The organism is Flavobacterium sp. LM4, from assembly GCF_002017935.1.
GTDB classification, from domain to species: Bacteria; Bacteroidota; Bacteroidia; order Flavobacteriales; family Flavobacteriaceae; genus Flavobacterium; species Flavobacterium chungangense.
This window is the reverse complement of the sequence record NZ_MUFW01000001.1, coordinates 1,245,664-1,272,452: the sequence shown is the minus strand read 5'-3', so window position 1 is coordinate 1,272,452 and position 26,789 is coordinate 1,245,664. Positions and strand designations below refer to the sequence as shown.

The following is a 26,789-nucleotide window of genomic DNA, read 5'->3' as shown; positions in this document are numbered from 1 at the left end:
AAGCGTTGTTACAAAGTAATATCTGATTCAGTAAATCCGGTCGCTAATTAAAAACTAAAATAGTCCGCTAAATTGATCACCCCTTCTACACCGGAGAATGCACCATTTAGATCTTGTTTTTCTTCGAGAACAATATATTTGGATTTATTATTTGTCATAGTCAGCGATACAATCACTTTTTTGCCAGGGATGTAAGATTCTGTGGTACCATGCTTAACGAGCTCCATTTTTATACCTGTAGGAGTGCTATACGGAAATTCAATAAAAGAGCTTGGGGTGCTTTTATTGATATTTTCTGCGACCCCTAATAACTGACCATTATTTTTTGTAATTATACCATCAAGCGAACCGGTATATCCCGATGCAGAATATTTATTTACTGATGGAAAAATAAATTTAAAACCGGCATAACCGGACTGACTTAATGTACCCGGTTTTAAAAATTCTGCACTATCTAACCATAAATCTTCTTTGACATAGAAATACAGTGAACTGTTGGGTTCCTGAGTCGTAAATTGATAAGTACCTAATATCACTTTGGTTCTTTTATTAGTAATAACAAATGTTTTTACTTCGTTTTCAAAAAAAACAAACTCATAATTTTTTTCTATTTTTTTTACGAAAGCAGTATTGTTTTTAGCTTTTCCTATTTCAATAAATTTACCATTTACGGCAATCTGAACAGAATCGATCATGGCATTATAGCCTTGTATCACTACTTTGCCGGGCTCTTGCGTTCTTTGATCGTAATAAGGAGTCAGTTCGTCATTTGCACAGGCTCCTAAAACAGCCAGTATAAGGGAAAAGAAAAATACTCTTGCAATGCTATATTTCATATCATGAATTTTAATTATGGCAGCTTATGCTAAATAAAGTCCTGCCTATTTTATTTTTTAATAAATTTTATTGTTTCTGACTTTGTATCGTTTTTTAAAACTAGAAAATATAATCCCTGCGATAAATCGCCTACAGAAATGTTTTCGTTATTATAAACTGTTTGCTTTGCCAAAGTTCCTCCTGCATTATAAATTTGTACAAAAGTGGTGCCAGCTTCATACTGATCGCCTAATTGCAATTCTAAATTTTCTGTTACAGGATTTTGTTTCAGGAACGAAGCATTTTTATCCACTATTTGCTCTCCTATTCCTAAGGTTCCTCCGGCTGTTATGGTAACTTTATCTATTTCTAATCCGAAAAAGTTAGAATTTTCAGCTGGTTCATTTGCTATTGCGATATAAACTGTTGCCTCTCCTGCAAATTGAGAAATATCTACCGTGTAATCCTGAAACTCTTCTTCATCTACCGTTTGTCTTAATAAAGTAACTGTACCTAAAAGTGTAAATGTATCCGGATCTGTCGAAGTAGATCCATATACCAATACATTTTGATTGGAATCATAAATCATGGTTTGTGCATTTAAAACAAGCTCTACTTTTTTTCCTGCATGCTGAGATAAATTAACAGCAGGTGTAATAGCCCAGTTATCTACAAAACGACTAATTGTTTCAAGCGTATTTAGATCTGTTACGTAATTTCCTAAAATACTAAAATCGCCATCTACAACTGTACTGCCACTTTCATCCAGATTTACATTTTGTCTGGCTATCCACTTTATTCCATCCTCATCCCTGTCCAATAATGTCCAGTCGGATATATCCGCATCATTAAAATCGTCAACCCATACCGTTGTCTGTGCCGATGAAATTGCAGAAATTATAGTAAACATGCCAAAAAGTATTATTTTTTTCATTTTTTTATTTTTAAAACATGGGCAGAAATTCTGCCCATGCTGAATTAAAATATTTAATTAATTAACCAATTATTAAAAATTAGTAAACTTAGTCCAGGTATTAGTCCAGTTAGCCTCAGTTTTAAATGCACCTGTTGATCCTGTAAAATCTAAGGTCCCATTATTAAAAAATGGCTGAGTAAGGCCCCATGCAGTAGCAGGGTTTGCAGTTGATGTACTGTTTCCTAATCCAGCAATTGAAGTACCTGCAGGCAATACAGGATTATCAAAACCATGAATAGAAATTCTAGTCCATGATGAACCACTTGGTAACGATGGGCTATCCCATCTGATACCAGAGTTGTAACCTGTAACGGTTGCATCAGTAAGGCTAATTTGTCCTAATCTGCGTACATGTATGGCATTTTCGTATACATCTGCTACTGTAGTAGAGCTTACCCCAATGATAGATAATTGATTAAGAACCGGACGTGTGATAATTGTGGTAGTAGTTCCTCCAGGATTATTATCTAATTCAATACCATTAGAATCCGGAACTGCAGGAGTACCGCTTGTACTATGCGTAGAACTGCTGTTGGCAATTGCAATCGCTTTTGTAATTGTTCCTGTATAACCAAGATCAAAATCAAAGTTATCATCGTCAGCTGCAAAGGAAACTAAATGAGTCGCATTTACTCTTCCTCCAAAAAACTCAAAAGAATCATCCTTACCGTACGATACCTGAATATGATCCACAACTGTAAGTGCACCAACTCCACCAAAAGTTAAACCGTTTATTTCGACATCATTAGACAAAACACGTCCTGCAAATTCGATACGAACATAATGTAATGCCCCGGCATTGTGGGTATTACTAGTCCCTCCGTAATAGAAATCAGATACATTAGGCTGATCACCTAATCCTTCAACAATATTAGTAGCAAGACCATTGTTTACCGGGTCATCCCCTAAAATAACAACACCTCCAAAATCACCAGGAGCAGCAACGGTATTAACATTGCCATCTAATAAATTATAACTTGTAAAAATAACCGGTGCATTTACTGTACCCTGAGCATCGATTTTACCTGTTTTAGTAATAACAAGCACTCCTGTAGCAACTCCGGCAGCTAATGGTTTTGCTTTAATAAAAGTACCTGCTTCGATTGTTAATGTAGCACCAGATTTTACACGTACTACACCATCAATCTCCCAAACTTTGTTGCTTGTCCAGGTAGTGTTTGTTGTAATATCACCACTTACAGTTTCTACTGTTGCAGGATATCCGGAATAATCAGCACCGGATGCTTTCATTGAAAAAGAAGAATCCGTAGATGACGCATCATCATTTTGGCAAGAACCCATAACCAGAGCTACCATTGCGAACATAAATAATTTTTTCATGATAATTTAATTATTACTATATTTGCTGCTATTACAAATGAGGCCTTTGGAGAGAGCAGCAAAATATCTTTCCTTAGGTCTTTCTCTTTTTTGGTAAAATCTTCTAATAAACAATTCCTGCTTTACCATCAGGGTTTATACCTACTTTTCCTTCTTTCACTCATAGGCTTTTTTTAACGCAGTGAAAGGTTTGCTTTCCATCTTTTTAATTTTTTTCATTAAAACAAGTACTCTTATTCTTTTGAAGAAATTATTAAAGAACATTATTAAAGTATTTTTTTATTTTTTGCTTCATGCACTAAGCAAAAAGAAATCCAATACTCACAACTATATATATTAGCTTCTCAAAGTTCAAAATATCATCGCTTTTTTTATTGTTAACGGTTTCTTAATCTGCCTGATTTAAAATGTACAGCAGCTTTACATTTGCTTAAAATGAGTAGTTAACCGATAAGCTTATAGTCCTGCCATTTTTAGCTTTAAACATTTCCTGATCCATGTTTTCATCGTATTTATCTGTTGCTTCGGCTCCCAGACTTCTTTTCTCCCTTGGCGGAATAGTTCCGGAAGCAGCGTTATCATTTATTTTACTGTAACTGTTGGTATTATTATAAGTTTCTATAGCAGAATCAAACAAATTTTTCAGGCTGCATTTTAACTCCAGATTTCTTTCCTTAAAAAATTTGTAGCTTATTTGAGCATCTGTTATAGCATAGGGTTTACGAATTTCCTCGGCGTCATAATCATATCCTACTAGCAGGTATTGATCTCCTACGGTATTATACCTAAGACTAAAGCCTAATCGTTCCCCAACATAATCTAAGCCTATGTTGTAGCTGTAGGGCGACTGACCATACAAAGGTCTATTTGCCTCATAAGTACCTCCTGTTCCATCTAAATTTTTATAGGATATTACCTTTGTAGCATTTATGGTTGCGTTTCCGTATAAAAACAGGTCTTTTAGGGTTTCTCCTTCCCCTAAAAAAGAAAGGCTTTTGTAAAATTCTAATTCAAGACCCCAAAGTTTTGCATTGTGAGAATTCATATTGAAAATTTCCCTTACACCCGAAGTATTCAAGGCACTAACACTTTCAATCGGATTGTCTATGTTTTTATGATATACTCCAAAGGACAAAATTTCGCCACCCGAAGGAAACCATTCCATTTTAAAATCATAGTTATTGGCTACACTCGAAACCAATCCACCTGTATTGTTATATATAAAAGAAGAACGAATTGGGTCATAATACGGCATTGCCAAACGTTCTGAAAATTGAGGCCTCAAAACAGACCTATTATATCCTAATCGTATATTCATTTTATTGACAGGGCTAATGATTAAGCTGGCTGAAGGTAAAAATTGCCATATTTTTTCATCTTTTTGTTCCTTATTAAAATCACCGGCAGATATAGACTGACTCTCAATTTGTGTGTATATATAACTTTCTGCTCTGGCCCCCCACACAAATCTTAAAAACCGTCCCATTTTATTGTCCAGCATTAAAAATGGCGAATGTACTTTTATATCCCCAACATACTGATTCCCATATTTACCAAAAGAAGTCCAGCCAAAACCTCCGTAATAATAATTTGAGCCGTCTAAATATTTGGCCAAAGAACCATAAATATCTACTCTGTCTGTCCCCTGCCCAACGACTGCTAAAAGGGCAGAATTCTGTTGATTAGTAGCTTTTTTATAAGTCCCGAAATAACCTGTTTTGATATCGTTTGTAAACGCATCACTAAAATTAAAGGAGTATTTAAAATTAATGTCGCAATTATAATTCACTTCATCATTCGTAAAATTGCTTCTTTTAATTAAATCATCAGAATTATAAACTGTGTAAACAACCAGCTCATCATCGCCAACCTTTCTCTTTGCTGAGCTTAAAAATGTTGCATCTTTGGTATCTTTTGAAACATTTCCATACGCACCATACCAATTGATTTCGAGTTTTTCAAATTTGTGATTTCCTTCAATTTTATTCTGGATAAAAGTGGTATAAACCGGATAATTGGTTTCTGATGTCCCGGCAAGTTCACTACCATTTAATATATTTTCAATGCTATTACCCTGAGTCCAGCCTGTAATCTGGGTTAATTGATTGTTATATATGTGCATTATCGTATTGCGGCTTGTAATTTTATGGTTGTCTAACTGAATTGCCGCATTAAACATACCGCCCAATGTGGAGGTATAATTATAATTGGCCCCTGAATTCTTAAAGCCATATTTTGTAAAAGTAGAGTATGTATTAGCATCGTTTTCGGCTAAAAACTCCGAATTAATTTTATAACTACCTCTCTGGGTATGCTCGATATCTAGTTTCTCCTGTGTATTCTTAAATATAAAAGATCCTGTAAATCCCCATTTGTTATTTTCTTTTAATTTGTAAACCCGCCCTATACCAAATTGAAGTGTGGTGCCCGGAGCCGCATACGTTTTATAAGTGGTAAAATTATCCTGATTGAATTGCTTTGAATTCTCAAAAAATTCACCAGAACCCTCCTCACTTTTCGGAAGATCATAAAGATTAAATTTATTAGGAAAATCACGTCGTCCGTCATCAAACCCCAAATAGTCGTAATCACCTTCCTGTTTTGTTAATCGTTGTTTAAAAGTGCTTCGGCTGTTGTAAGAAGTGCTTATAGAGAAATTGGTGAAATTTTCTTTAGGAATATCCTTTGTTTTTATCTCTACATAACCGCCTGCAAAATTGGCGTACATATCCGGAGTTGCTGATTTGCTCACTACAATACTCTCTACAATTGAAGTAGGGATAATATCAAACGAAAAATTTTGCTGGTAGGCATCTGTACTTGGCAATACAATACCATCCATTACGGCCTGATTCCATCGTTCGCCCATAGAACGCACAACTACATATTTATCCCCAATTGTAGTAACACCCGTGATGCGTTTTAGTGAACTTGCTACATCTCTGTCCGGTGTTCTGGCAATCTGCTCTGCCGAGATACCATCAGAAAACTGTGCTGCCTTTTTTTGCTGCAGCAGCATTCCTTCAACAGAGGCTGTAGCTTTTTTATAATCCTGAACAATTACAACTTCTTTTAATGATTGAGCATCTTCTTTTAATGATACCACTAAAGGCGTTTCCTGCTCTTCAAATACTTTTATACCCGTAATTTTTTGGGTCTGAAACGAAATAGCACTTAACTCAATGGAATATTCGCCCGGTTCCAGTTCTAGAACATAATGACCATCAATATCAGATTGCACTCCATAATTTAGTCCTGCAACTTTTATATTTACACCCGGCAGAGACAGTCCGTTAACGTCCACTACTTTACCGGTTATTTTTCCTTTCTTTTTTTTTTTGCCTGTATCTTTACTATTTACGGCTATGTTATTTGCATTTCTTCTAAAATTTAGATTTGTCAGATTTTCCAGATCCGTCAAAATTTCATCAATAGAAACATTTTCTTTTTTTAAGGTAACAAGAGGTAAACTAAGATCCAGATCCTTTTGATAAACAAATTGATACGGAGTCTGGGATTTTAAATTATCTATAATTTTTTGAGGCGACGCATTCTTAAAATCAACCGATACTGTTCCGGTTTGTGAATAAATAATTTGTGTTCCCAACAGGAAACCGAAAAACAAAATCCAAATGGCAAATTGCCTGGAAAAATCATTGTTCATAATTGATAATTGTTAGTTATTATATTTAATTTTAATATGCTATTTAGGGTTAATTCATTTCGGTCATTTTAATACTTTATCATCAGCTCAAAATATATTAAGCTGAGAGATGTAGACAATGATATGTTTTAGCTAATTATTGACTAATTAAATAAGTCTTATTTCCGGTAGGTTTAATTTTAATTTCTAAAGCAAACGAAATGGTTTGAAGTGTTTCGTAAAAACCTTGTCGGGTATCGAGAGTTCCCTGCATTTTAAGATTCTTTAAATTTTCGTCCACATAATTTACGTTAAAATCATAATCCCGTTTTAAGGTGGCTACAACTTGTTCGAGAGTCAAGTCATCTACATATATTAGAACTTTTTTATATGCCGGCTCTAAAACATTTGTTTTTTGCTTACTAAGTACGGCTGTTCCGGAGCCATAAATTGCTTTATCGCCTTTCAAAAGTAAAACACTGTTTTGCTCACTCTCTACTTTTACCTTCCCTGTTCTTACGTTTACTTCGGGTTGACTGTTACTGTACGCCCTAACATTAAATGAAGTTCCTAATACTGTAGTCTTTATAGCTCCTGAACTAATAATAAAAGGATGTGCTACATCGCGCTTTACTTCAAAAAAAGCTTCTCCCTTTAAAGTTACATTTCGGTATTTTCCTGAAAATTTAGAAGGATATTCAATTTCTGAATTCTCATTGAGCCAAAGACGGGTACCATCAGGTAAAATCACAAGCCTAATATCCTTTTCAAATGTTTTTACGAAAGCAGTTTGATTTTTAGCATAATGAAACTGCTTGAAATTATAATATCCTGTAATAGAAATAATGAATACAGCACAAGCAACGGCTGCCCAATTATAAAGTTTTTTATATTTATGAATTGTATTCTTCCGTATATTATTCCACATACGGGCATTTACTTCGCCAGGAAGAATCCCTCTATTTGGTATGGCATTCCATTCTTCTCTTAGTTTTCCGGTTCTCATTTATTAGCATTTAGCATTTGGAAATTGACATTCGAATCTTGTCGATTCAACTACATTAGATTTCCAATGTTTTAAATATCACGGACTGATATCACTATTAATGTTTTCTTAACAAAAGAGAAGATTTAATGTAGTCAATGTAAAGTAAAACGCATTTTAAAAGTTATAACAAAGAGAAAGTTTACTGGTTAAGTAATCAACTCAGGATGCTTAATTATAAAATATTTTCTGATTGATTTATAAGAAATAAGGCAAACCAATAAAGTTCATGGTTTTTGACTGAATTCTTTTTAAGAAATTGCAATGTTTTAGAAATTTGATTTGCCACCGCACTTGGTGACATATCCATTTCTAATGCAATTTCTTTGTGACTGAGATCTTCAAATTTATGAAGATTGAATATTTTTCTCCTTTTTGCAGGAATTTTGTTCAGCAGATATTCTATTTTTTCCAATTTTAAACTGATATCATCATCAGATTCAGACGCACTGTCTAACTCTTTTATCAACTGATCATTTTCAACTGAAAAAATTCGGTTTTGTTTTTTATACCATTTCGAAATTTCCTGTTTCGAGCTTTTATACAAAACTGCTTCTAAATCTGTGTTTGAGTCTAATTTTGTTCTGTATTTCCAGAGATGAATAAACACATTTTGCGTCACATCTTCTGAGTCTGCAAGTTGCGCAGTATATTTTTTTACAAAGCAAAATACTTTAAAATGATATAAATCATAGATTTCTCTAAAGCAAGAATCATCTCCCTCTCGTAACCTTACTATCAAATTAGAGCTCATAATATAATTTTAATCGTTAAAGAAGATGCTTACAAAAGTATAATAAACCTTTATTGAAATTATTTGTTTTTTATTCATTTAATAATTTATTAATATTGCTCCTATTCAACTACTTTGAGAGATTTTTATACGCTAAACACCTTAAATCTAACAGGTCGAATTATTCAAAACACAATTACATTCAGAACTGTTTGATTGATAAAAAATACTCTTTAAACATCAAGTACCCGGAAACGTTTTAGTATAAATATAAAAAAGCCGAAAGAAAACTCCCGGCTTTTATCTAACTAACACTAAACACTTATAATCTTCTAAAAAATAATATTAAACCATTTTAAAATGAATATTATAAAATAAAATACGAATAAGCCTAAAATAATAATAAAAATACGTTTTTCAGAAAATATTAAAAATTGAAATTATTTTGAAGCTAAAATATTACTAAATAGTATTAAATATTTACATATAAACACATAATACTTACATAAAATATTAAAAAACAAAGAAGAGTATTAATTTAAAGTAAGACATCTAAATAAATGAAGACAAAAACAATCGGTTGCTTTTAAATATTGTGTTTTGTACAAAATTTAATATAGTATCTCCCTTGTGAAAAGAATTTTATTTTATCAAAAAGAAATATAAAAACAAACTCATGTTTCAACAAAAACAAAAAAATACATACTAAATTTCATTGTTTGTGCAGAGATCATACAGGGTAAAAAGAAACTGATTTTACAATTCGAGCATTGCTTCCATAAAGGTGAAACAATAATTTACACTTTGGCATTAGTGATACAAATCAGGTTGAGTAAACAATTTGCCATTAACCATTTAGTATCAATTACAATATATTTAAAATAATGTTTTCAAATAAAATAAACTCCCTAAGTTTTCTATTTCTTATTTTTACCGTATTAAACTATTAGATAAATTTCTTTTTTTAAATTCCTAATTTACTATGTTCCAAAAAATAACTTCTGCTTTTGCCTTACTTTTAATTTTGAGTTCATGTGCTGTTCAACAAAAAAACTTAACCATGAATGATTGGTATGCTTTTACAAAAACCAGCACAGAAAGGCTAGAACCTTCAAAAGCATATGATTTCTCAGATGGAATGATACGTATGTATGGCGAAAACAATGGCTATCTAATGTCTCAAAAAAGCTTTAAGAATTTTGAACTTAGTTTAGAGTACAGATGGAATATTGAAGAAAAATTTAAAACCAAAAACAAGAAAAACAGCGGTGTTATGTACAACATACCTGCAGATTCACCTGACAAAATTTGGCCAAAAGGAATTCAGTTTCAGATAAAAGAGAACACTACAGGTGACTTTATTTTTTTAGATCAGGTAACCGCTAAGGTAAACGGTAAATTAGTTGAGGCGGGTGCGAGTGTAACTTCTCCCAAATTTATTGAAAACGAAAAACCTTACGGCGAATGGAACTCTATTGTAATCAAATCGTTAAACGGTAAAATAACGCAATATCTAAACGGAAAATTAGTAAACGAATGTGAGGAAGCTTCTTCTAAAGAAGGTAAAATTTCATTAAATTATGAAAGTTCTCCAATTGATTTCAGGAACATACAATTACATAATATTTCTAAGTAGTTAGAAATATTATGTAATGTCAGATTTGAAAAAACTCTATATGGGCTTGCAAAGAAATAATCGATTTTGATCATCTGAACCTCCTAGATACTTATAATTCACTTCCTGCGCTAAATGGAAAATCATCCTTTATATTCTTAAAGAGCTAATTTAAAGCACCTGAGAAAAAGATAATTTTTCACAACACTTTACCTTCCTGTTTTAACTTTTCACGATGCTTGATACCGAAGTCTCTTAGTGCCAATATAACAGGTTTTATCGACCAGCTATATTCAGTGAGTTCATATTCCGTTCTTATTACACTGTCTTTATAAATCTTTTTTTCCACGAATCCGTTAAGCTCCATTTCCTTTAATTGTTGTGCCAATACTTTTGAAGTGATTTTAGGAATTTCTTTCATAATCTCACTAAATCTTCTATTTCCTTCCATGAGTGCTATCGTAATAGGAATCCTCCATTTGCCGGTTATAATATAAATGGCGTCCATAATAGGGACTACTTCTGTTTTACAATTCAAAATTCTTTCTTGCCTATTCTTTCCTTTAGGGATATTTTCGTCTATTATAGTCATTGGTTCTAAATATTTAGTGTAGCTATCTTTGGGTAATAATCAAGTAATCAAAAATATCTTTTTTTATTACTTATCATGTAAGGTATTTATGCTTTAAATTTTATTTTATTTAATTATCCGTAATTACTCATAATTGAATAAAAAGCCTTATTTTTGATAAAAAAAAGCGATGAATATATTCAATTTTACTGCAAATTTTGGAAGCGAAGAATCTTGCCGACTTCATTTTAAAGAAGAAAGAGATAAGATCGGAGTTCAATGTAAATGCGGAAGCACAGAACATTTTTGGATAAAAAGCAGATGGAGCTATGAATGTAAAAAATGTAGAAGTCGAATTTCATTACGTAGTGGAACGATAATGCAAAGTTCGAATTTATCATTTTTGGTTTGGTACAAAACTATATTTTTATTAACGGCAACAAAAAAAGGATTTTCGAGTAAAGAAATTCAAAAACAATTGGGATTGAAACGTTACGAGCCAGTTTGGTCTATGGTTCATAAACTTCGAAAAGCAATGGGAAATAGAGATGCACGCTATACTTTGGAAGGAATGATTGAATTTGACGAGGGTTATTTTACAATTGAATCTACTGAAATAGAACAAGAAAAAGGAATTCGTGGACGTGGTGCTGTTGGGAAATCTAACGTTGCAATTATGGCAGAATCTACCGTTTTAGAAGATATAGAAACGGGTGAAAAATCAAATCAGTGCAGGTATTTTAAAGCAAAGGTTTTAACGGATCATACATCGGAGCAAATAAATCAAACTATACAGGAATCTATTTCTGAAAAAAGTATCCTTTTTACAGACAAGAGTACTTCATATATAGACATTGCAGAATATGTAGAAATTCATATAACTGAAAAATCCAATAAAGAAACAACCACAGAAACTTTAAGATGGGTTCATATTGCAATTAGTAATGCAAAAAGAAATTTCCTAGGAAATTTCCATAAAATTAAAGGAAAATATCTTCAATTATACCTAAATGAGTTCGTTTACAAGCTTAATAGGAGGTATTTTGAGGAAAAATTATTCGACAGGCTAGTAATAGCAAGCATCACAGGATTATGACTAAAAACGGATAATCAATTTATTTTAATATAATCAAAAATGATACTATGAGAACTTACAGTATGTAGAAAAATTATCTATTGGTTTTCGCCTGTAAATGTGTGATTAAAAAAAGAAAAACTGTTCCAAATTCAGATGACACAATGGCTAAATAATATTTTACTTTTAATCAGTTACCTTGAGGTAAGTTTTACTGTCTTGAAGCACAAATCTGCCTAATTTTGTGTATTGTAAAATATAAATATTACAACCCGTACCAATATGTGGAACTCTATACTCAACAATATTAAAAATATACGAGAGTTAAAAAATTATACTCAGGAGTATATGGCTGGTCAATTGGGGATAACACAGTCGGCTTATAACAAGATTGAAAAGGGTAAAACTATTTTAGGGCAAAACCGATTACTAAAAATAGCTATTATTCTAGAAGTAGATATCGATGACATTATTAATTTCCAAAGCTCTATATTTGATAAAACTGGTGTTGAAAAAACCAAGGAAATGGATGCAGTTGTGAAACTTAATAAAATTTATCAAAAAAAAATAGAGCTTCTTGAAAAAGCTTTAGAAGACAAGGCTATTGCACTTGATTTAATAAAGAAGCAATAGTTTACGTTTTTTATAAGTGATAAATAGTCGTAGCAAATACAACTACGTCATTATATATTTTTTTTGTAAAATAGAATCTTAGCTTCATTTTTTATGAATAATTAAAAGAAGCATATATTCAGTCTCAAAAAACTGAAATATATGCTTCTTAAATTTTAACCCGTCGGGTAATTAAAAGGCTAATTCAATACAATTTCTTTACCATAATTAATGCGTACATTATTATGTTTTTATGTTCTATAATTACACCCACGGGTAAAATATAATTAAAAAGAACCACAAATATTTCCTGTAAAAGTGGCACCTGCGTTAGCGGTAACATCAGCTTTTACAGAAGCTGTAGGAAGTGTAACGATAGTATATGGGGGTGTAAAAGCGTTACTCCCACTTACAGTATTTGTGGTATTTGGAAAACTATTGTCAAGTTCTGTGATGGCTGTAAAACCCGTCATTAGATCGATAGGTTTGGTAACACCTTCGAAAACATTTTTTTCAACTCTGATATCTGCTTCAAAGCCTGCCATGATGCATTTATTACTAACTGAACTGTTAAAATAACTGTTTATGATATGAACTTTTCCAAATCTTACTCTTGGCATTCTCTCTTTGCATCCAGGTCCCCACCAGCATCTCGCAAAAGTGATTCTTAATTTTCCACGATCTCCGGTAGCCGTATCACTTGAACCAATTAAATTTGAAAATCTATGATCGTCCGTTCCGCCTGGACCTCCTGCTTTTGGCGTTTTCAGATAACTGAATTTAGTGTAAGAAACTGTAACAAAATCAGATTTATTTTTAATGTCTAAATTTCCATCTACTCCATCTCTGAATTCGCAATGATCCACCCAAACATTTTGGCAATTATCAATAATAGCATTGTCCCAGCCGTCTGTATCGTAAGCTCCCGGCCCTTCAAAAATTAAATTTCTGATGATAATATTGGTACAGTTCTTAATATTAATAATCCCTGAATTTGCTGTAGTCTGATCTGTTGATACCAATTTTGCACCGCTTGCACCATATATGGTTTTTCCTGACTGTCCCTGAAGCAATAACCTTCCGGTAGCAGTAGCCGGAATTTGAATGGTACCAGTTATCTTTATAACTTTTACAGCACTGTTTTCAATTGCTGTCTTTAAGGCAGCATAAGTGGTGACTGGTGTCTCTGAAGAACTTCCGCCTCCTGTTGTGTTTCCATTTTCTGAAGCCCAGCCGGGAACTTCAGCGCAATTACCAACTTTGGCTGTACTGGGAGCAAGATCAAGAATAGCTATCGCATTTTCATTTTGATCGGCACTGCTATCTTCTTTACTGCAGGAAACAGTAAAAAAAATTGATACTAATAGCAGTGAAGCAATTTTTTTAAATTTCATAATTAATTGATTAAAAGGGGTTACTTAATTTGTGGTACAAATTTTACAGAAATCCTCATTTAATTTGTTGAACTAATTCAATACTTTAGGAATAATTTATGAGCATTGAATCAAATGGATATAGGTTCCTTTTAAAAAAATCTGTCTTTAGATCACAAAAACAACTCTATTAGAAAATGATATTTCTGGATGAGGTAACACCAAAAGTAAAACGAAAAATTAGTAACCTAATGCGTAAAAGCTTCCGCTACAGAAGGCAAATTTTCTTAAAACTTACTAAGGTTTTATCAATTGATTTGAAAAAAAATAGAATTGAAAAGTCTCTCGAAAGGATAAACTAAATTCCATGTTTTTTCTCCATAAACTAATCAAAAAACAATATTGTTACATGCAAGACTGTTTAATTTGAAAGGTCTATTGTTTATTTTGATTTACAGGAATATAAATATCAAAAGTAGCTCCCTTGTTTTGTTTGCCACTTGCCATAATAAATCCGTTGTGATTTTCTACGATTTTTTTAACAATAGCCAATCCTATTCCGGTTCCTGTATACTCCATTTTTCCGTGTAAACGTTGGAACACTTCGAATATTTTTGCACTGTATTGTTGGTCAAACCCAATACCATTATCTGAAATACTAATATGGCAATAGTCAATATCAGGGACTACATTTTTATGAGTCAATGTTGATCCCTTAATTATTTTGCTGTTAATTTTTATTAATGCCGGTATTTCCGGCTTAGAAAATTTAAGGGAATTACTTACTAAATTATACAAAAGCTGTCTAAACTGAAATGGGATAACATCTATTACATACGTTTTACCTTTTTCTATGACCGCATTGTGCAGTTCTAATTCTTCTCTCAGGTCTTCCTTTACTTCATCAATAATTGCTGATAAATCTGTTTTTTCAAATATCCTTTCCTGTACATTGGTTCTGGAATAAGCCAAAAGATCATTAATCAAAGTTTGCATTCGCTTTGCCGCGTTCTGCATCCTTTGAAATTTATCCTTCCCAACATCTGATAAGTTATCGGATTCTCTATCTATAATTTGTGTGGCAAAAGTCTGTATTTTTCTTAGAGGCTCTTGTAAATCGTGACTGGAGATATAAGCAAAAGACTGGAGTTCCTTATTCATTTGCTCCAATTCTATATTTTTTTGCTCGAGTTCCAATGCATTTAGCTTTAGTTTATCCTCAGCTTTCTTTTTTTCTGTGAGGTCATGTGTCACTTTTGAAAATCCGATAACTTCACCTTTTTTGTTACGAATAGCTGTTATGACCGCACTTGACCAAAAAAGAGTTCCGTCTTTTCTAATGCGCCAGCCTTCCTGTACTGCTTTTCCTCTTTCACGGGCTAATTGTAAAAGTTTATTAGGCAGGTTATTTTTTCGATCTTCTTCTGTATAAAAAATTGAAAAAGATTTCCCTATTATTTGCTCTGCTTTGTATCCTTTTATTTTTTCTGCCCCTATATTCCAATTTTCAACTATTCCTTCATGATTTAGATACAATATGGCATAATCCTGTACTTCCTCTACCATTAAATGATAACGTTCCTCACTTTTTCTCAAAGATTCGTTTATCAAACTAAGTTCTTTTGTACGCTCTTTTACCAGTTTTTCCAATTCATTGGTAAAAGTTTTTTGATCTTCTATATCAGTGCTTGTACCTACCCACATTTGTATTTTTCCGTTTTCATCTATTTGCGGACTTGCACGGCTTAGTTGCCAGCGGTATACACCATCATGTCTTTTGAAACGATGTTCAAATAAAAAATCTTTTCCGGTAGCAATTGACTCCATCCATACTTTTGAACTTTCAGCTCTCTCGTCAGGATGTACAATTTGCAGCCAGCCCTCTTCAGCTATTTGTTTTGGCGTTAAACCGGAATAGGTATAAACCGATTTATTACAATAATTCAAATTACCGTCTGTATCTGATGTCCAGATATGCTGAGGCATTGAACTGGCAAGAAGCCTGAACTTTTGTTCGCTTTCTTCGAGTTCCTGCTGGTGTTTTTTTAGCTCTGTAATATCTCTGGCAGTACCTAATAATCTTTCTAATTTATTATCTGCATCATAAAAAACTTTTCCTTTTGCTTCTACCCAGTGAACAGACCCATCATTCCATATTACCCTTGCTTCATAATAAAGATGTCCTGATGCAATTGCATGTTTAAAGGCTTTTTCTCTAATAGGCAGATCATCCCGATGGACATGTTTAAGTAACTGTTCATGGGTTAATTCTACATACTCTTTATACCCGCCAATGATTTCGAGATATCTGTTGGAATAGATAAGTTCTTTTGTTTTTACATTCAATTCCCAGGTACCAAGCTCGCTGGCTTCTACTATAATATTAAGTCGTTGTTCGTTTTGCTCTATTTCGTTTTTTGCTTCTACTTTTTCAGTTACTTCAGTTACTGTTACAATGATACCCGAAATTTTTCCGTCTTCTTCTTTCAGCGGATGGTAAAGAAAATCAAAATAGCAAACATCCTCAATACCTTGTCTTCTTAAAGGAACCGGTACTTCGTTACCGTGATAGGGAATACCTGTATTTAAAACCGCATCTAATAGGGAACTAACTGTTTCTTTTACCTCAGGCAAAGAATCAAAAAGCGGTCTGCCTACAAAGGATGCTTCGTCTCTGTCAACCAGTTTCAGATAAGCTTGATTGGCCATTTCTACTATATGCTCCTGACCTCTTAAAATGGTAATTCCAACCGGAGCTTGTTTTACAGTATTACGGAATTGTTTATTAGCCTCTTCAATTTCGCGTCTTGCTTTTACCTGAGGGGTGTTATCCAAAACCCAAATAGCAACTTTTTTTACTTCTCCCTCAATATTTTTAAGTGGGGCATAAACAAAGGTTACATATATAGTTTCTTCTTTTCCATGTCGAACAAGTATCATTTCTACCTCATTGATATAAAAAGGGATACCATTGTCCACTACATTTTCAAGAGCCTCTTCATAATACGATTTTACCTCCACGAATGCATCCCAATAGTATTTACCGGCTATTTCATCATAAGGTTTTCCGGCTATTTCAATAAAACTGTCGTTTACTATTTCGGTTACTAAAGTTGCTGCATCCAATACACAAATACCTATTGGAGATTGCAGTACCATACTGCGTAAATTTTCTTCACTTTCTTCTACCCTTTTCTTAGCTAAATTCAGATCTGTCAGGTCAAGTCCGGTATTCATAACACCATATATGTTTCCTTTCAAATCATACAATGGCGTAAATTGATAATTAAAATAATAAGTTCCCCAATTTCCATCTACCAGTAAATCCAGAGGTGTATTTTCTGTATGAAAGGGTTGTCCGGTTTTATAAACATTTTTAATCTGCTCAAACACCAATTGATTGGTTAGCTCAGGCAAAAGACCCATAAATGATTTTCCAATTACATCATTTCCTTTTCCCCAGATATTGATAATAGATTCATTGGCCAGCTCAATAATCATTTCTTCACCAGTATAAACTGCAATGGCAAATGGAGCATTTTCTACCAATGCCCTTATTTTATGCTCGCTTTCCTCTATTCTTGAACGGGATATAATTTGTTCTGTTACTTCAATAGCAATGGCTACTATGCCTGAAATCGTTCCATCGGCTTCTTTTAATGCCTCATATCCAAAATTGATATAAGTGGTTTCTATTTTCCCGTTTCGGGGGAGATTGACAGGATGTTCATTTGCAATAAATTTTTCTCCTGTTTGATAAACTTTATCCAGTATTGACTCCATACCTTGGCCTTTTGCTTCAGGCAAGCCTTCAAATATAGGTTTGTTTATGACTTCATTTTTGCTTTTTCCCCAAATCTCAAGCATCATGTCATTTACAATTTCCACAACATGATTTTTTCCTCTGAAGACACACATTGCAGTTGGAGCCTGAATGATATTGTTTAGATAGCGGTTGTTACTTTCTTCTAATTTTTTAAGGTAATATATGTTTTCTGTTGTTTCGCTGCAGATTACCATTACACCGGCAATTTTTCCGGATTCATCGTGTACCGGACTGTAGCTAAATGTCCAATAGACATCTTCAATCTTTCCGTTTCTGTATATTGGAATAAGCTGATTTTCACTCCATGTAGATTCTTCTCCTGCTAATACCTGCTGAATAAGAGGGTTTATAATTGGCCAGATTTCAGGCCAGGCGTCCTCTGCTTTTTGTCCTAAAATTTCAGGATGTTTACCTTCATTTCCAAGGCTTGGACGATATGCATCGTTGTAAAAACAAGTAAGTTCATCGCCCCACCATAAAAACATTGGGAATTTTGAGTTCAAAATAATACCGAGCGAAGTACGAAGACTTTGCGGCCAGATATCCGGAGTTCCTAATGGTGTTTTACTCCAATCTTTATTCCGAATGAGCTCTCCCATTTCGCCTCCACCCTGAAGAAAATAATACTCTTTATTTGTCATGCGTATCCAGGTAAATATTTAGGGCTGAAGAATAAAATCCTCTCTTTCAGGTTTTTTAAAATTGGTTTCGGCTGTTACTTTAAGTGCATTCCCTATCACTTGTTTTAATTTGGAAAAATCACCGGGTTTGCGAATATAATATAAAGCACCTTTGTCATACATTGTATTTACAATTTCCATATCCAGAGAAGTTGAAAAAATAATCACCGGAAGCTCTTTTAGCTCGTTGATTTCTTTTATTTCAGCCAGACATTCATACCCGTTTTTACGTGGCATATTTAAGTCAAGAAAAAGCAAATCCGGCAAATTATCTGAATCTGTTATAGTCAAATGATTCATAAGCTCTACACCGTCATTAACTGTTATAAGAGTAACAGGAAGTGTGAGTTCATCAAGTGCTTCTTTAAAAAAAGCACAATCATCCTCATCATCGTCAGCCAATAGAAGACTGTAATTATGTTTCATTTTGTGCAGGATAAATTTAATAATTTTGATTTTGTTTAAAATCATTTATGAATCAGAAAAATCATCTTGTTTTAGGTCAATTTTATTTTTATTTCTAAAAAAAAATCAAATCTAAAATGTTTTTATCTCTGCTAAGATAAAACTAATTTCAATAGCAATAGTGAATACTATCCTGATAAATTTTAATGCTTTAGGATAAAATCTACAATCTTTTTGTTTAAAGCACTTTGTCAATTATAAGTAAGAATTGAAAACTGAATCTTACAATTTATTTTCAGGAAGAGGATATGGAGTACTTTTTTCTACAACTTCTGAAATTTTTTCATCAAGTTGGTTACACGATGTAAAAAGATGCTCTAATAGTTCAGCTCTTAGGACTATTAAGGATACGATATGGAAAAGAATTTTTCTGCATACACTCTCTTGGTCATGGTGAGTTAGTTCTATAAATTTAATAAAAAGATGAATTATTTTCACCTATTTAAAGTATATATTGAGTATAACTAAAAAGGCTGTCTTTATCAGACTGCCTTTAAAACTAATTAAAATAAAAAAAATGTATGTTAAAGCTCTTACTTTCCTGATGTGTTTTCAGGGTTCATAATTACCTCAACACTACTAGAACTATCCAAAACGTGCTTACTAAACTGCTGAATAGTTTTCTGATTAATTTTAGAAATTAAATTTTTATATTCTTCATCCTGTAAAAACGGAATCTCATTTAAACTGTTGTTATAAAGTGTATTGTTCCAAAAAGAATTGGTTTTCAATGATTCTTCCCTGTTTTTAAGGAGCGCTTTTTTGATGTCTTCCAAATCATTGGCATTTACCGGAACCGTTTTTAAATCATTTAATTCTTTCCAGACAATCTGCATCAACTTTTCCTGTTTATCAGGATTACAGTCAAAAGTCAGGGCAAGACTGAAAGCCGGTGCTGGAATCTGTTCCAGGTTACCGCCAACACTTACGCCATAACTCCCGCCTTCTTCTTCGCGAATGGTCTGTAAAAAACGTTTCGATAATAATTCCCCTATAATATAAATGGTCATCGCATTTTCTTTGCTGTACTCTGTTTTACCTGTTAAATTAAGATAAACCGTTGTTTTTGGAACTTCCATAGGACGTTTGAAATGCACCACTGTCTTTCCTTTTTTAGGTTCGATATGATGATCGATGAAATTTTCTTTCTGAACCGGATTCGATTTTAGGTTTCCAACATATTTCTGAATTAATTCTAATCCGGATTCAGGAATATTTCCAACAAAAATAAACGTGAAATCTGCCGCATTTTTGATTCGGTCACGATAGATATTTTCTGCTTTTTTCAGGTCAATCGTTTCCAGAAATTTATCGTCGAACAGAAAAGTTCTTGGATTATGATTTGAATTTGCTAAATCAATAGAATCCTTAAAAGCACTTCCGTTATCTTTTTTAATGGTTTCCAGGCGGTTCTTATACTGTTCTTTTAAAATGTTAAAAATGTTCGGATCAAAACGGGGTGCTTCAAAAGAAAGGTACATTAACTGCAGCATGGTTTCAAAATCGGCTTTGTTTGAACTTCCCTGAAATCCCTGTGTTTCATCACTAATAAACGGAGCTGACTGAGCTAATTTTCCCGTGAGTTTTTCCTTTAAGCCAATATTGTCAAAATTCCCTAAACCGGAAGATCTTGCCAGTGTAGTTGCAATTTCTGCAGATGTTAAATCCTCTGTTTTCACCAAAGATTTCCCTCCCTTTGAAAAGGCGGAAAAAACAATCTGATCCTGAGAATAGGTCGTTGGAAGCACAATTATTTTAGCATCGTTTTCTAAAATATATCCTTTTGCATCTTTTATTCCGGCTACTTCAAACGTTTTTTTGATGGCAGCTGGTTTTAATTGTTTTTCGATCAAAGGTGCATTGTTTTCTTTTTTAGTGTAAGGTTCCAAAGACATACTTTCTACCTTTTTCATTACATTGACAACGGCTTCTTTTGTTGGAAAATTAGCTTTATCATCTTCAGATCCGGTTACCAAAACAACCTGATTAGTAGGTTTCTGGATTGTTTTAGCATAAGCGTTCAACTCTTCCAAAGTAAGACTTTTGATGATTCCGACAACCAGTTTGTAACTCTCTTCAGGCGAAAGAAATGGTTTTGCTTTCAGGAAATAATTCGTAAGATTATCTGCCAGGTCGTCGTTTTCAACTTTATCTTTGTTGCTGATGTAATCATCGTATGAACTGATGAAAAGCTTTTTTGTACGGTCTAATTCAGACTGAACAGCGCCAAAACGTTTTAAGCGTTCTGCTTCTGTATATGCTTCTTCAAAGCCTTCGATTGTTTTTCCTTTTTTGGCTACAGCTACAATATTAAACGAATTGTTTAATCTTGAAATTGACTCAAAATAGGTTTTCAGGTTTAAGGCTGAACCTTGATTTTTAAGGATTAACTCCTTGAAGCGATTATTCAGAATGCTGGTGTAAAAAGAATTCATTACGTTTTTTCGGGAAACGATAGTGTCGTTTACCAGCGGTTCATCAAAAACATATTTTAAAGTAATGGCCGTTGAAGAAGCTTCTTTGTCTGCTGCAGTTCCAAAATACAATTCGTCGTGTTTTGGGATTGCTTCATAGGTTCTCGCTGCAGCTTTTTTTGCTAAAGGGATTCCTGAAAAGATCTCTTTTATCTTTTGCTCCATTGCTTTTACATCGATATCTCCAACGATAATTACCGCCTGTAAATCTGGTCTGTACCATTTTTTATAGTAGTTTCTTAATTCGGGATATTTGAAATTATTGATAATATTCAGATCACCAATAACGTCTCTTTTACTGTACTTTGAACCTTTATACAAAACCGGATCCGTCTGCATTTTTAAACGGAAACCACTTGTACGTCTGGTTCTCCATTCTTCTCTGATTACGCCTCTTTCTGCATCAATTTCTTCATTGGTTAAAGATAAAGATCCGGACCAGTCGTGTAAAACCCAAAGTGTAGAATCAATCAGTTTTTGGTTCGCAACAGGAACTCCGCTTATATTGTAAACTGTTTCGTCCTGAGCGGTATAAGCATTGATATCCTTGCCGAATTTCACTCCGTTTTTTTCCAGCATTTTGATGATCCCTTTGCCTTTAAAATGCTCAGTTCCGTTAAATGCCATGTGTTCCAGAAAATGCGCCAATCCATTTTGATTGTCATCTTCTAATATGGCACCCACATTTTGAACGAAGTAAAAACTCGCTCTGTCTTTTGGTTCTTCGTTGTGCAGGATATAATAGGTTAAACCGTTTTTCAATTTTCCGGTTGTAACATTTTTATTGAGTGGAATTGTGGTTTTGAATTGAGCAAATACACCCTGAAAGCATAAAAGCATCAACCCGATTGTGATATTTTTTTTAGTATTCATTTTTGCTGTTTTTTATCTTCTGTTTCTTCTAATTAGTATAAAAGCACCACTTAATACAATCAACAAAGGAAATAGTCCGATGAAAACAATTTTACTGATGAAAACCTGATTTGCTGTTATAGTTAACTTTTTATCAGTGTTTTCAGGGCGTGTTGTATCAATTGGGAATTCGTAATTAGTGAACCAACTGAAAATATCAGTTACAAACTGAAATGTTCCTGATCCGCCACGGCTTAATTCGGCATTACCCATAAAATCAGCATCGCCGGCAACAATTATTTTTTGTGATTTACCCTTTACATTTCTCGTTAAAGCTACTACCAAGGGAACAGCTTTTACAGAAGTCTGTTTTTTCAAATCTTCAGAAACAGAAGTGATTCCGGTTTGGGCTTCCCAAGCCGGCTGATTGTTGGTTTTTAACAGTGGTGTCACTTTAAATCCTGCCTCTTTAACTGTTTTGATACCGCTGCTTCCTAAAAACGGGATAGGATTATTATTTGGGTTAGGACTGAATTTAATTAAAGTTGAATCTACATTTCTTTGAAGTTCAGTCACCAAATAATCCGGCGAGTTGATTTCACTTTCCTGAACCAATGCCTGTTTCGTAAATTGAATACCTAATTTGTCTGTAACTGCAGCCAAAGCCGAATTCGTTTCTGGCTCTCCCAAAAGAACTATGTTTTTCCCCTGATCGATATAGGTATTAATTCTGTCAACAGCACCCTGGCTCAACTGTGTTTTTGGGTCGGCAATTATTAAAACAGAAGTTTGTTCAGGGATATTCTGCGCATTAATATCAACAGAAGCAACATCAAAGCCCTGATTGATTAAAGAGTATCTGAATGTAATTTCATTAAAACCAGTCTTGTAATTTTTATCTCCTATTTTGTCAACGCTGCGTTCCATGTTTCCGGTTGCAAACACAATTTTTGGAGCTGTAACAATTAAACGTTTTAAGGTTGCTGAGATTTCTTTTTCAGAAGGTGCTTTAAATAAATCGTCATACATTCTTAAAAATGTTTTCTGTCCGTTGTACTCTACCGTTCTCACTACGCGGTTTTGCTCCGGACCTAAATCAATAATTTTCTTAATTTCTGCAGGTGTATATATTTTTTTTATCTTTAAATCCTGTGTTTCAATCATTTTATCAGCCAATTGCTTATCATTTAATCCCGGATTCTGGGCGTATAAAGCTTCATTCTTTGAGGTATCATAATAGTACACATATTCCATTTCTATTTGTGGCAAAAAACGGGTATATTGTTCAAAGCGGGCCATGTCATAATTTTGAGAATATGGCATAGCCATAGAATAGTTTATATCTAATAAGTTAACATACGTTACTATTTTAACCGGACCCTCTATTTTTTTGACTATATCTAAACTTGCTGCTGTGAGGGTTCTGTCTTTTGTGCGGGTCATATCATGGTACAGCGTAAGTGAGGCTCTTGATGTAATGTAACCCAATGCCAAAACAACAGTTATTAATGCAGTATATTTTGCCACTCTTTGCACAATAGATTGTGCATCTCGTCCGGTTTGTAACTTATAGATACTCAACACAATAAAAAGACTGCTTACCAGAATAAAGTAAAACACATCCTTACTGATAATAAGCCCCTGCAGCATTTCGTTGGCACGGCCTGCTATGGATAGAAAATACGTTATGTCTTTTACAAATTCGACATCCTGCCATAATTTTCCAATAAAATTTAAACCTGCCAAAACCACCAAAGTACTGATTGCTGCAACTACCTGATAAGAAGTAAGACAAGACATAAAAAGACCAATAGCAGCATAGGTACAAACCAATAAATACAATCCAATGAGACCCGAAATAGCAAATTTTAGATCTAAATTATCAACAGAGAAATAAGCAATTACTACCTGCAATCCCAATATGACCACAAAGAGCGAGCAATAAGCTGCAATAGCAAGGTATTTACCTAATATAATTTCCTTAATTTTTATTGGAGAAGAAAATAGCAGTTTTATAGATCCGCTGTTAATTTCACGACTCACTAGACCCATGGTTAATAGTGGAACATACAGGTATAAATAATTCTGCATTTCTGTAAATAACCCCATAAAGCCTGAAAAAATAATCTGAGACAAATTGTGCATGTCACTGCCTAGCTTTTGCGATTTTTCAAAACGTTCAATTAATTCGAAGAATTTCCAGTTGGACTGGATGGAAAATATGACTAAAACGACCCATGCAACAGGCGAATAAAACATGGTGTTGAGTTCGGTTTTAGCGATTCTGTATATTGTTTTCATTTATTTATTTTTTAAGAAAGGATAGCGTTTTTTGAAGGTGCTTTTTTAGATAATTGGGCAAAAATTTCATCAAGAGAGACTTTTTCGAACTGAATTTCACGTAATTTCCAATTGCTTGAAACGCTCTGTGCTACAATTTTTTCAGCTATTTCCTGTGTGCCTTTAAAAGTAATCTGTACTTTTTTAGGAGAAAGATAAACTGCATCTGTAACTTCTGGAATAGCAGTTAGTGCCTCGATTGCTGGCGGATTTTCGAAACTTGCCGTTAATTTATCGGCTTCGATATAATTGTTAAAAGCATCAAGTGTATCAGAGAAAACCATGTGTCCGTTTTCGATCATTCGGATATCCTGACATGTAGCCTGAACTTCAGAAAGAATGTGTGACGAAAAAATCACAGCTTTATCCTTAGCAATTTTTTTAATTAAATTTCGTACCTCTAAAATCTGATTTGGATCCAGTCCGTTGGTTGGCTCATCTAAAACCACCAGCTTTGGCTCGTGAATGATGGCCTGGGCAATTCCCACACGCTGTCTGTATCCGCCGGATAAATTTTTAATCAATCGGTGGCTGAAATGAGAAATGCCACATTTTTCTTTGGCTTTTTCAACTGCATTTCTCAGATCTTCTTTTTTAACCAGTCGTAGCTGCGCACAGTGAATTAAATATTCGTCTACCGTTAAATCGAGGTGAAGCGGTGGTGTCTGTGGTAAAAAACCAATTAATTTTTTGGCTTCGACCGGGTTTTCTTTCAGGTTAATTCCGTCGATAAAAATGCTGCCGTGTGTTTGATTTAAAACCCCGCAAAGGATATTCATAGTGGTCGATTTTCCTGCTCCATTCGACCCCAAAAGCCCCAAAATCCTGTTTTCTTTGATTTCAAAATTAATATTTTGTATTGCCCAATCCTTACTGTATTGATGCGACAAGTCCTCAACTCTTACAATTGTTGTTTCCATAGTGATTTGTAAATACCAGGAATGCTTTTGTGAAGCATTCCTGGGTAATTTTTAATGATTTAGTTATACCCTAAGTTTTGGGTTAAAAAAGGATTAGAGCGTCTGGCAGAATCCGGTATAGGATAAAGCTTGTCAGTTGCAGTCCATATTTTTCCGGGAATTGCTCCTAAAACCTGATCTGCTTTTCCGGTTCTTTTAAGATCGAACCATCTGTGACCGAACTCTCCAAAAAGTTCACGTTCTCTTTCTAAGGCAATTAAATCCAGCAATTGGTTAGGATCTGTTAAAGTAGTGTTGCCTAATAAAGCTCTGTTTCGTATTACATTAATATCTTCCTGAGCTCCGGTAATATCATTTAATTTCACCCTTGCTTCGGCTCTTATAAGATAAAGTTCGGCTAAACGAAGTACTGTTGAACGTTCTACCGGAGTAGCAACAAATGCATTTTTATATTTTCTTGGTGCTAAAAATGCAGTTCCGGTAACAGGGTCTGTCCAATTCGTTTTTCTGGCATCGCCTGTTTCAAACAGAGCAGTTCCTTTTCTAAGGATATATTTTCCTCCCGAAGTAAACAAAGCACCGCCTTCATAGGCATAAGCTGTATTGAAATATGGAATTTGCAGGATTGCTTCAGTATTGTCAGCAATAAAAGGGCTGTTATTGGCTGTTAGACCTGTAATCATTTTATAGCTGCTGTTTTGGCTGATTACAGAGCTGGCATGTGATGCAGCTTCTGTCCATTTTCCTAAATAAAGATTTACCCTTGCCAGTAATGCTTCTGCCGCCCATTTTGTAGCTCTGATACGCAGATTACTATAGTTACTGTAATTAACAGGAAGATCATTCGTAGCCTCTGTCAAATCAAGTACAATCTGATTATAAATTTCAGTTTGAGTATTTCGTGGTGCCAAAGCTGTTTTTTCTACATCTGTAGTTACAATCAAAGGAACATCGCCCCAGAAATTAGTCATGTAAAAATAACAATAGGCTCTTACGAATTTTGCTTCGGCTATCCAGCGTTTCTTTTTGTCCGGACTAATAGTTGTACTGCCATTTAGCCCTTCAATAGCTTTATTTGCATTATAAATAGTTTTATAAAAGTCTGTCCACATAGTAAGAACAGAGCCATCAATCTCCGGGATTTCATTTGTGGTATAAACATCTGTAAGCTGAGTTCTTAATATGAGTTCATCTGATGTTTCCCCAGGCATATAATGTATGGTACTAACAAAACTTAAACTACTTACCATACTTTGATAAATTCCGTTTACAGTAGCTTCAGCAGTAGCATCTGAGACATAAATGTTCTCGGATTCCATCTGTTCCTTAGGAATTTCAACTTCAAGCATTTCATCACAACCCGTTAATCCCAATAAAAGAAAAAACGAAAATATATACGTGTATTTTATAGAATTATTTTTCATGTTTTTAG

17 protein-coding genes are annotated in these 26,789 nt (G+C 33.9%); 3 read left to right on the top strand and 14 right to left on the bottom strand.

Going from position 1 to position 26,789, the window contains the following annotated elements; genetic code table 11:
* Nucleotides 1-47 precede the first annotated feature (47 nt).
* The 6 genes from BXU10_RS05720 to BXU10_RS05695 form a co-directional block, all read right to left on the bottom strand.
* Nucleotides 48-836, bottom strand: a complete 789-nt coding sequence (locus BXU10_RS05720) for a hypothetical protein (RefSeq protein WP_223255390.1) — start codon at nucleotides 834-836, stop codon at nucleotides 48-50.
* A gap of 50 nt (nucleotides 837-886) precedes the next feature.
* On the bottom strand, nucleotides 887-1,750 hold the full coding sequence (locus BXU10_RS05715; RefSeq protein ID WP_078226499.1) for a choice-of-anchor J domain-containing protein: 864 nt from the start codon (nucleotides 1,748-1,750) through the stop codon (nucleotides 887-889).
* A gap of 72 nt (nucleotides 1,751-1,822) precedes the next feature.
* Nucleotides 1,823-3,133: a hypothetical protein gene (locus tag BXU10_RS05710; RefSeq protein ID WP_078226498.1), complete on the bottom strand. Its 1,311-nt coding sequence runs from the start codon at nucleotides 3,131-3,133 to the stop codon at nucleotides 1,823-1,825.
* A 430-nt stretch (nucleotides 3,134-3,563) separates the two neighbouring features.
* Nucleotides 3,564-6,797 carry a TonB-dependent receptor gene (locus tag BXU10_RS05705; protein WP_078226497.1) on the bottom strand — a complete coding sequence of 1,078 codons (3,234 nt, stop codon included), beginning with the start codon at nucleotides 6,795-6,797 and terminating at the stop codon, nucleotides 3,564-3,566.
* Nucleotides 6,798-6,933: 136 nt separating this feature from the next.
* Nucleotides 6,934-7,782 (bottom strand): FecR family protein, encoded by an 849-nt coding sequence (locus tag BXU10_RS05700; protein WP_078226496.1) that lies wholly within the window; start codon nucleotides 7,780-7,782, stop codon nucleotides 6,934-6,936.
* 214 nt (nucleotides 7,783-7,996) lie between these two features.
* The gene (locus tag BXU10_RS05695; RefSeq protein WP_078226495.1) at nucleotides 7,997-8,575 is read right to left on the bottom strand and encodes an RNA polymerase sigma factor; all 579 of its coding nucleotides are present in this window, start codon (nucleotides 8,573-8,575) and stop codon (nucleotides 7,997-7,999) included.
* A 1,039-nt stretch (nucleotides 8,576-9,614) separates the two neighbouring features.
* Between BXU10_RS05695 and BXU10_RS05690 the strand changes: the two genes are divergently transcribed.
* The gene (locus BXU10_RS05690; protein WP_123921956.1) at nucleotides 9,615-10,190 is read left to right on the top strand and encodes a DUF1080 domain-containing protein; all 576 of its coding nucleotides are present in this window, start codon (nucleotides 9,615-9,617) and stop codon (nucleotides 10,188-10,190) included.
* 178 nt (nucleotides 10,191-10,368) lie between these two features.
* Here BXU10_RS05690 and BXU10_RS05685 read toward each other — a convergent pair whose 3' ends face one another.
* Nucleotides 10,369-10,761 (bottom strand): helix-turn-helix domain-containing protein, encoded by a 393-nt coding sequence (locus BXU10_RS05685; protein ID WP_078226493.1) that lies wholly within the window; start codon nucleotides 10,759-10,761, stop codon nucleotides 10,369-10,371.
* Between the two features lie 169 nt (nucleotides 10,762-10,930).
* On the opposite strand from BXU10_RS05685, the gene BXU10_RS05680 reads away from it, so the two are divergent.
* Both BXU10_RS05680 and BXU10_RS05675 read left to right on the top strand, forming a co-directional pair.
* On the top strand, nucleotides 10,931-11,836 hold the full coding sequence (locus BXU10_RS05680) for an IS1595 family transposase (protein ID WP_078226492.1): 906 nt from the start codon (nucleotides 10,931-10,933) through the stop codon (nucleotides 11,834-11,836).
* Between the two features lie 261 nt (nucleotides 11,837-12,097).
* Nucleotides 12,098-12,448, top strand: coding sequence for a helix-turn-helix domain-containing protein (locus BXU10_RS05675; RefSeq protein ID WP_035137010.1), 351 nt, complete (start codon nucleotides 12,098-12,100; stop codon nucleotides 12,446-12,448).
* Between the two features lie 266 nt (nucleotides 12,449-12,714).
* Here BXU10_RS05675 and BXU10_RS05670 read toward each other — a convergent pair whose 3' ends face one another.
* From BXU10_RS05670 to BXU10_RS05640, 7 genes are all read right to left on the bottom strand, one after another.
* On the bottom strand, nucleotides 12,715-13,821 hold the full coding sequence (locus tag BXU10_RS05670) for a polysaccharide lyase family 1 protein (RefSeq protein ID WP_078226491.1): 1,107 nt from the start codon (nucleotides 13,819-13,821) through the stop codon (nucleotides 12,715-12,717).
* Between the two features lie 414 nt (nucleotides 13,822-14,235).
* Complete coding sequence (locus BXU10_RS05665; protein ID WP_078226490.1) at nucleotides 14,236-18,267, bottom strand: PAS domain S-box protein; 4,032 nt, start codon at nucleotides 18,265-18,267, stop codon at nucleotides 14,236-14,238.
* Nucleotides 18,268-18,285: 18 nt separating this feature from the next.
* On the bottom strand, nucleotides 18,286-18,732 hold the full coding sequence (locus tag BXU10_RS05660) for a response regulator (protein ID WP_031457402.1): 447 nt from the start codon (nucleotides 18,730-18,732) through the stop codon (nucleotides 18,286-18,288).
* A gap of 572 nt (nucleotides 18,733-19,304) precedes the next feature.
* Complete coding sequence (locus BXU10_RS05655; RefSeq protein ID WP_078226489.1) at nucleotides 19,305-22,118, bottom strand: pitrilysin family protein; 2,814 nt, start codon at nucleotides 22,116-22,118, stop codon at nucleotides 19,305-19,307.
* Between the two features lie 12 nt (nucleotides 22,119-22,130).
* The gene (locus BXU10_RS05650) at nucleotides 22,131-24,398 is read right to left on the bottom strand and encodes a Gldg family protein (protein ID WP_078226488.1); all 2,268 of its coding nucleotides are present in this window, start codon (nucleotides 24,396-24,398) and stop codon (nucleotides 22,131-22,133) included.
* Between the two features lie 11 nt (nucleotides 24,399-24,409).
* Nucleotides 24,410-25,357 (bottom strand): ABC transporter ATP-binding protein, encoded by a 948-nt coding sequence (locus BXU10_RS05645; RefSeq protein WP_078226487.1) that lies wholly within the window; start codon nucleotides 25,355-25,357, stop codon nucleotides 24,410-24,412.
* Between the two features lie 59 nt (nucleotides 25,358-25,416).
* Nucleotides 25,417-26,781, bottom strand: a complete 1,365-nt coding sequence (locus BXU10_RS05640) for a RagB/SusD family nutrient uptake outer membrane protein (RefSeq protein WP_078226486.1) — start codon at nucleotides 26,779-26,781, stop codon at nucleotides 25,417-25,419.
* Between the last annotated feature and the right edge of the window lie 8 nt (nucleotides 26,782-26,789).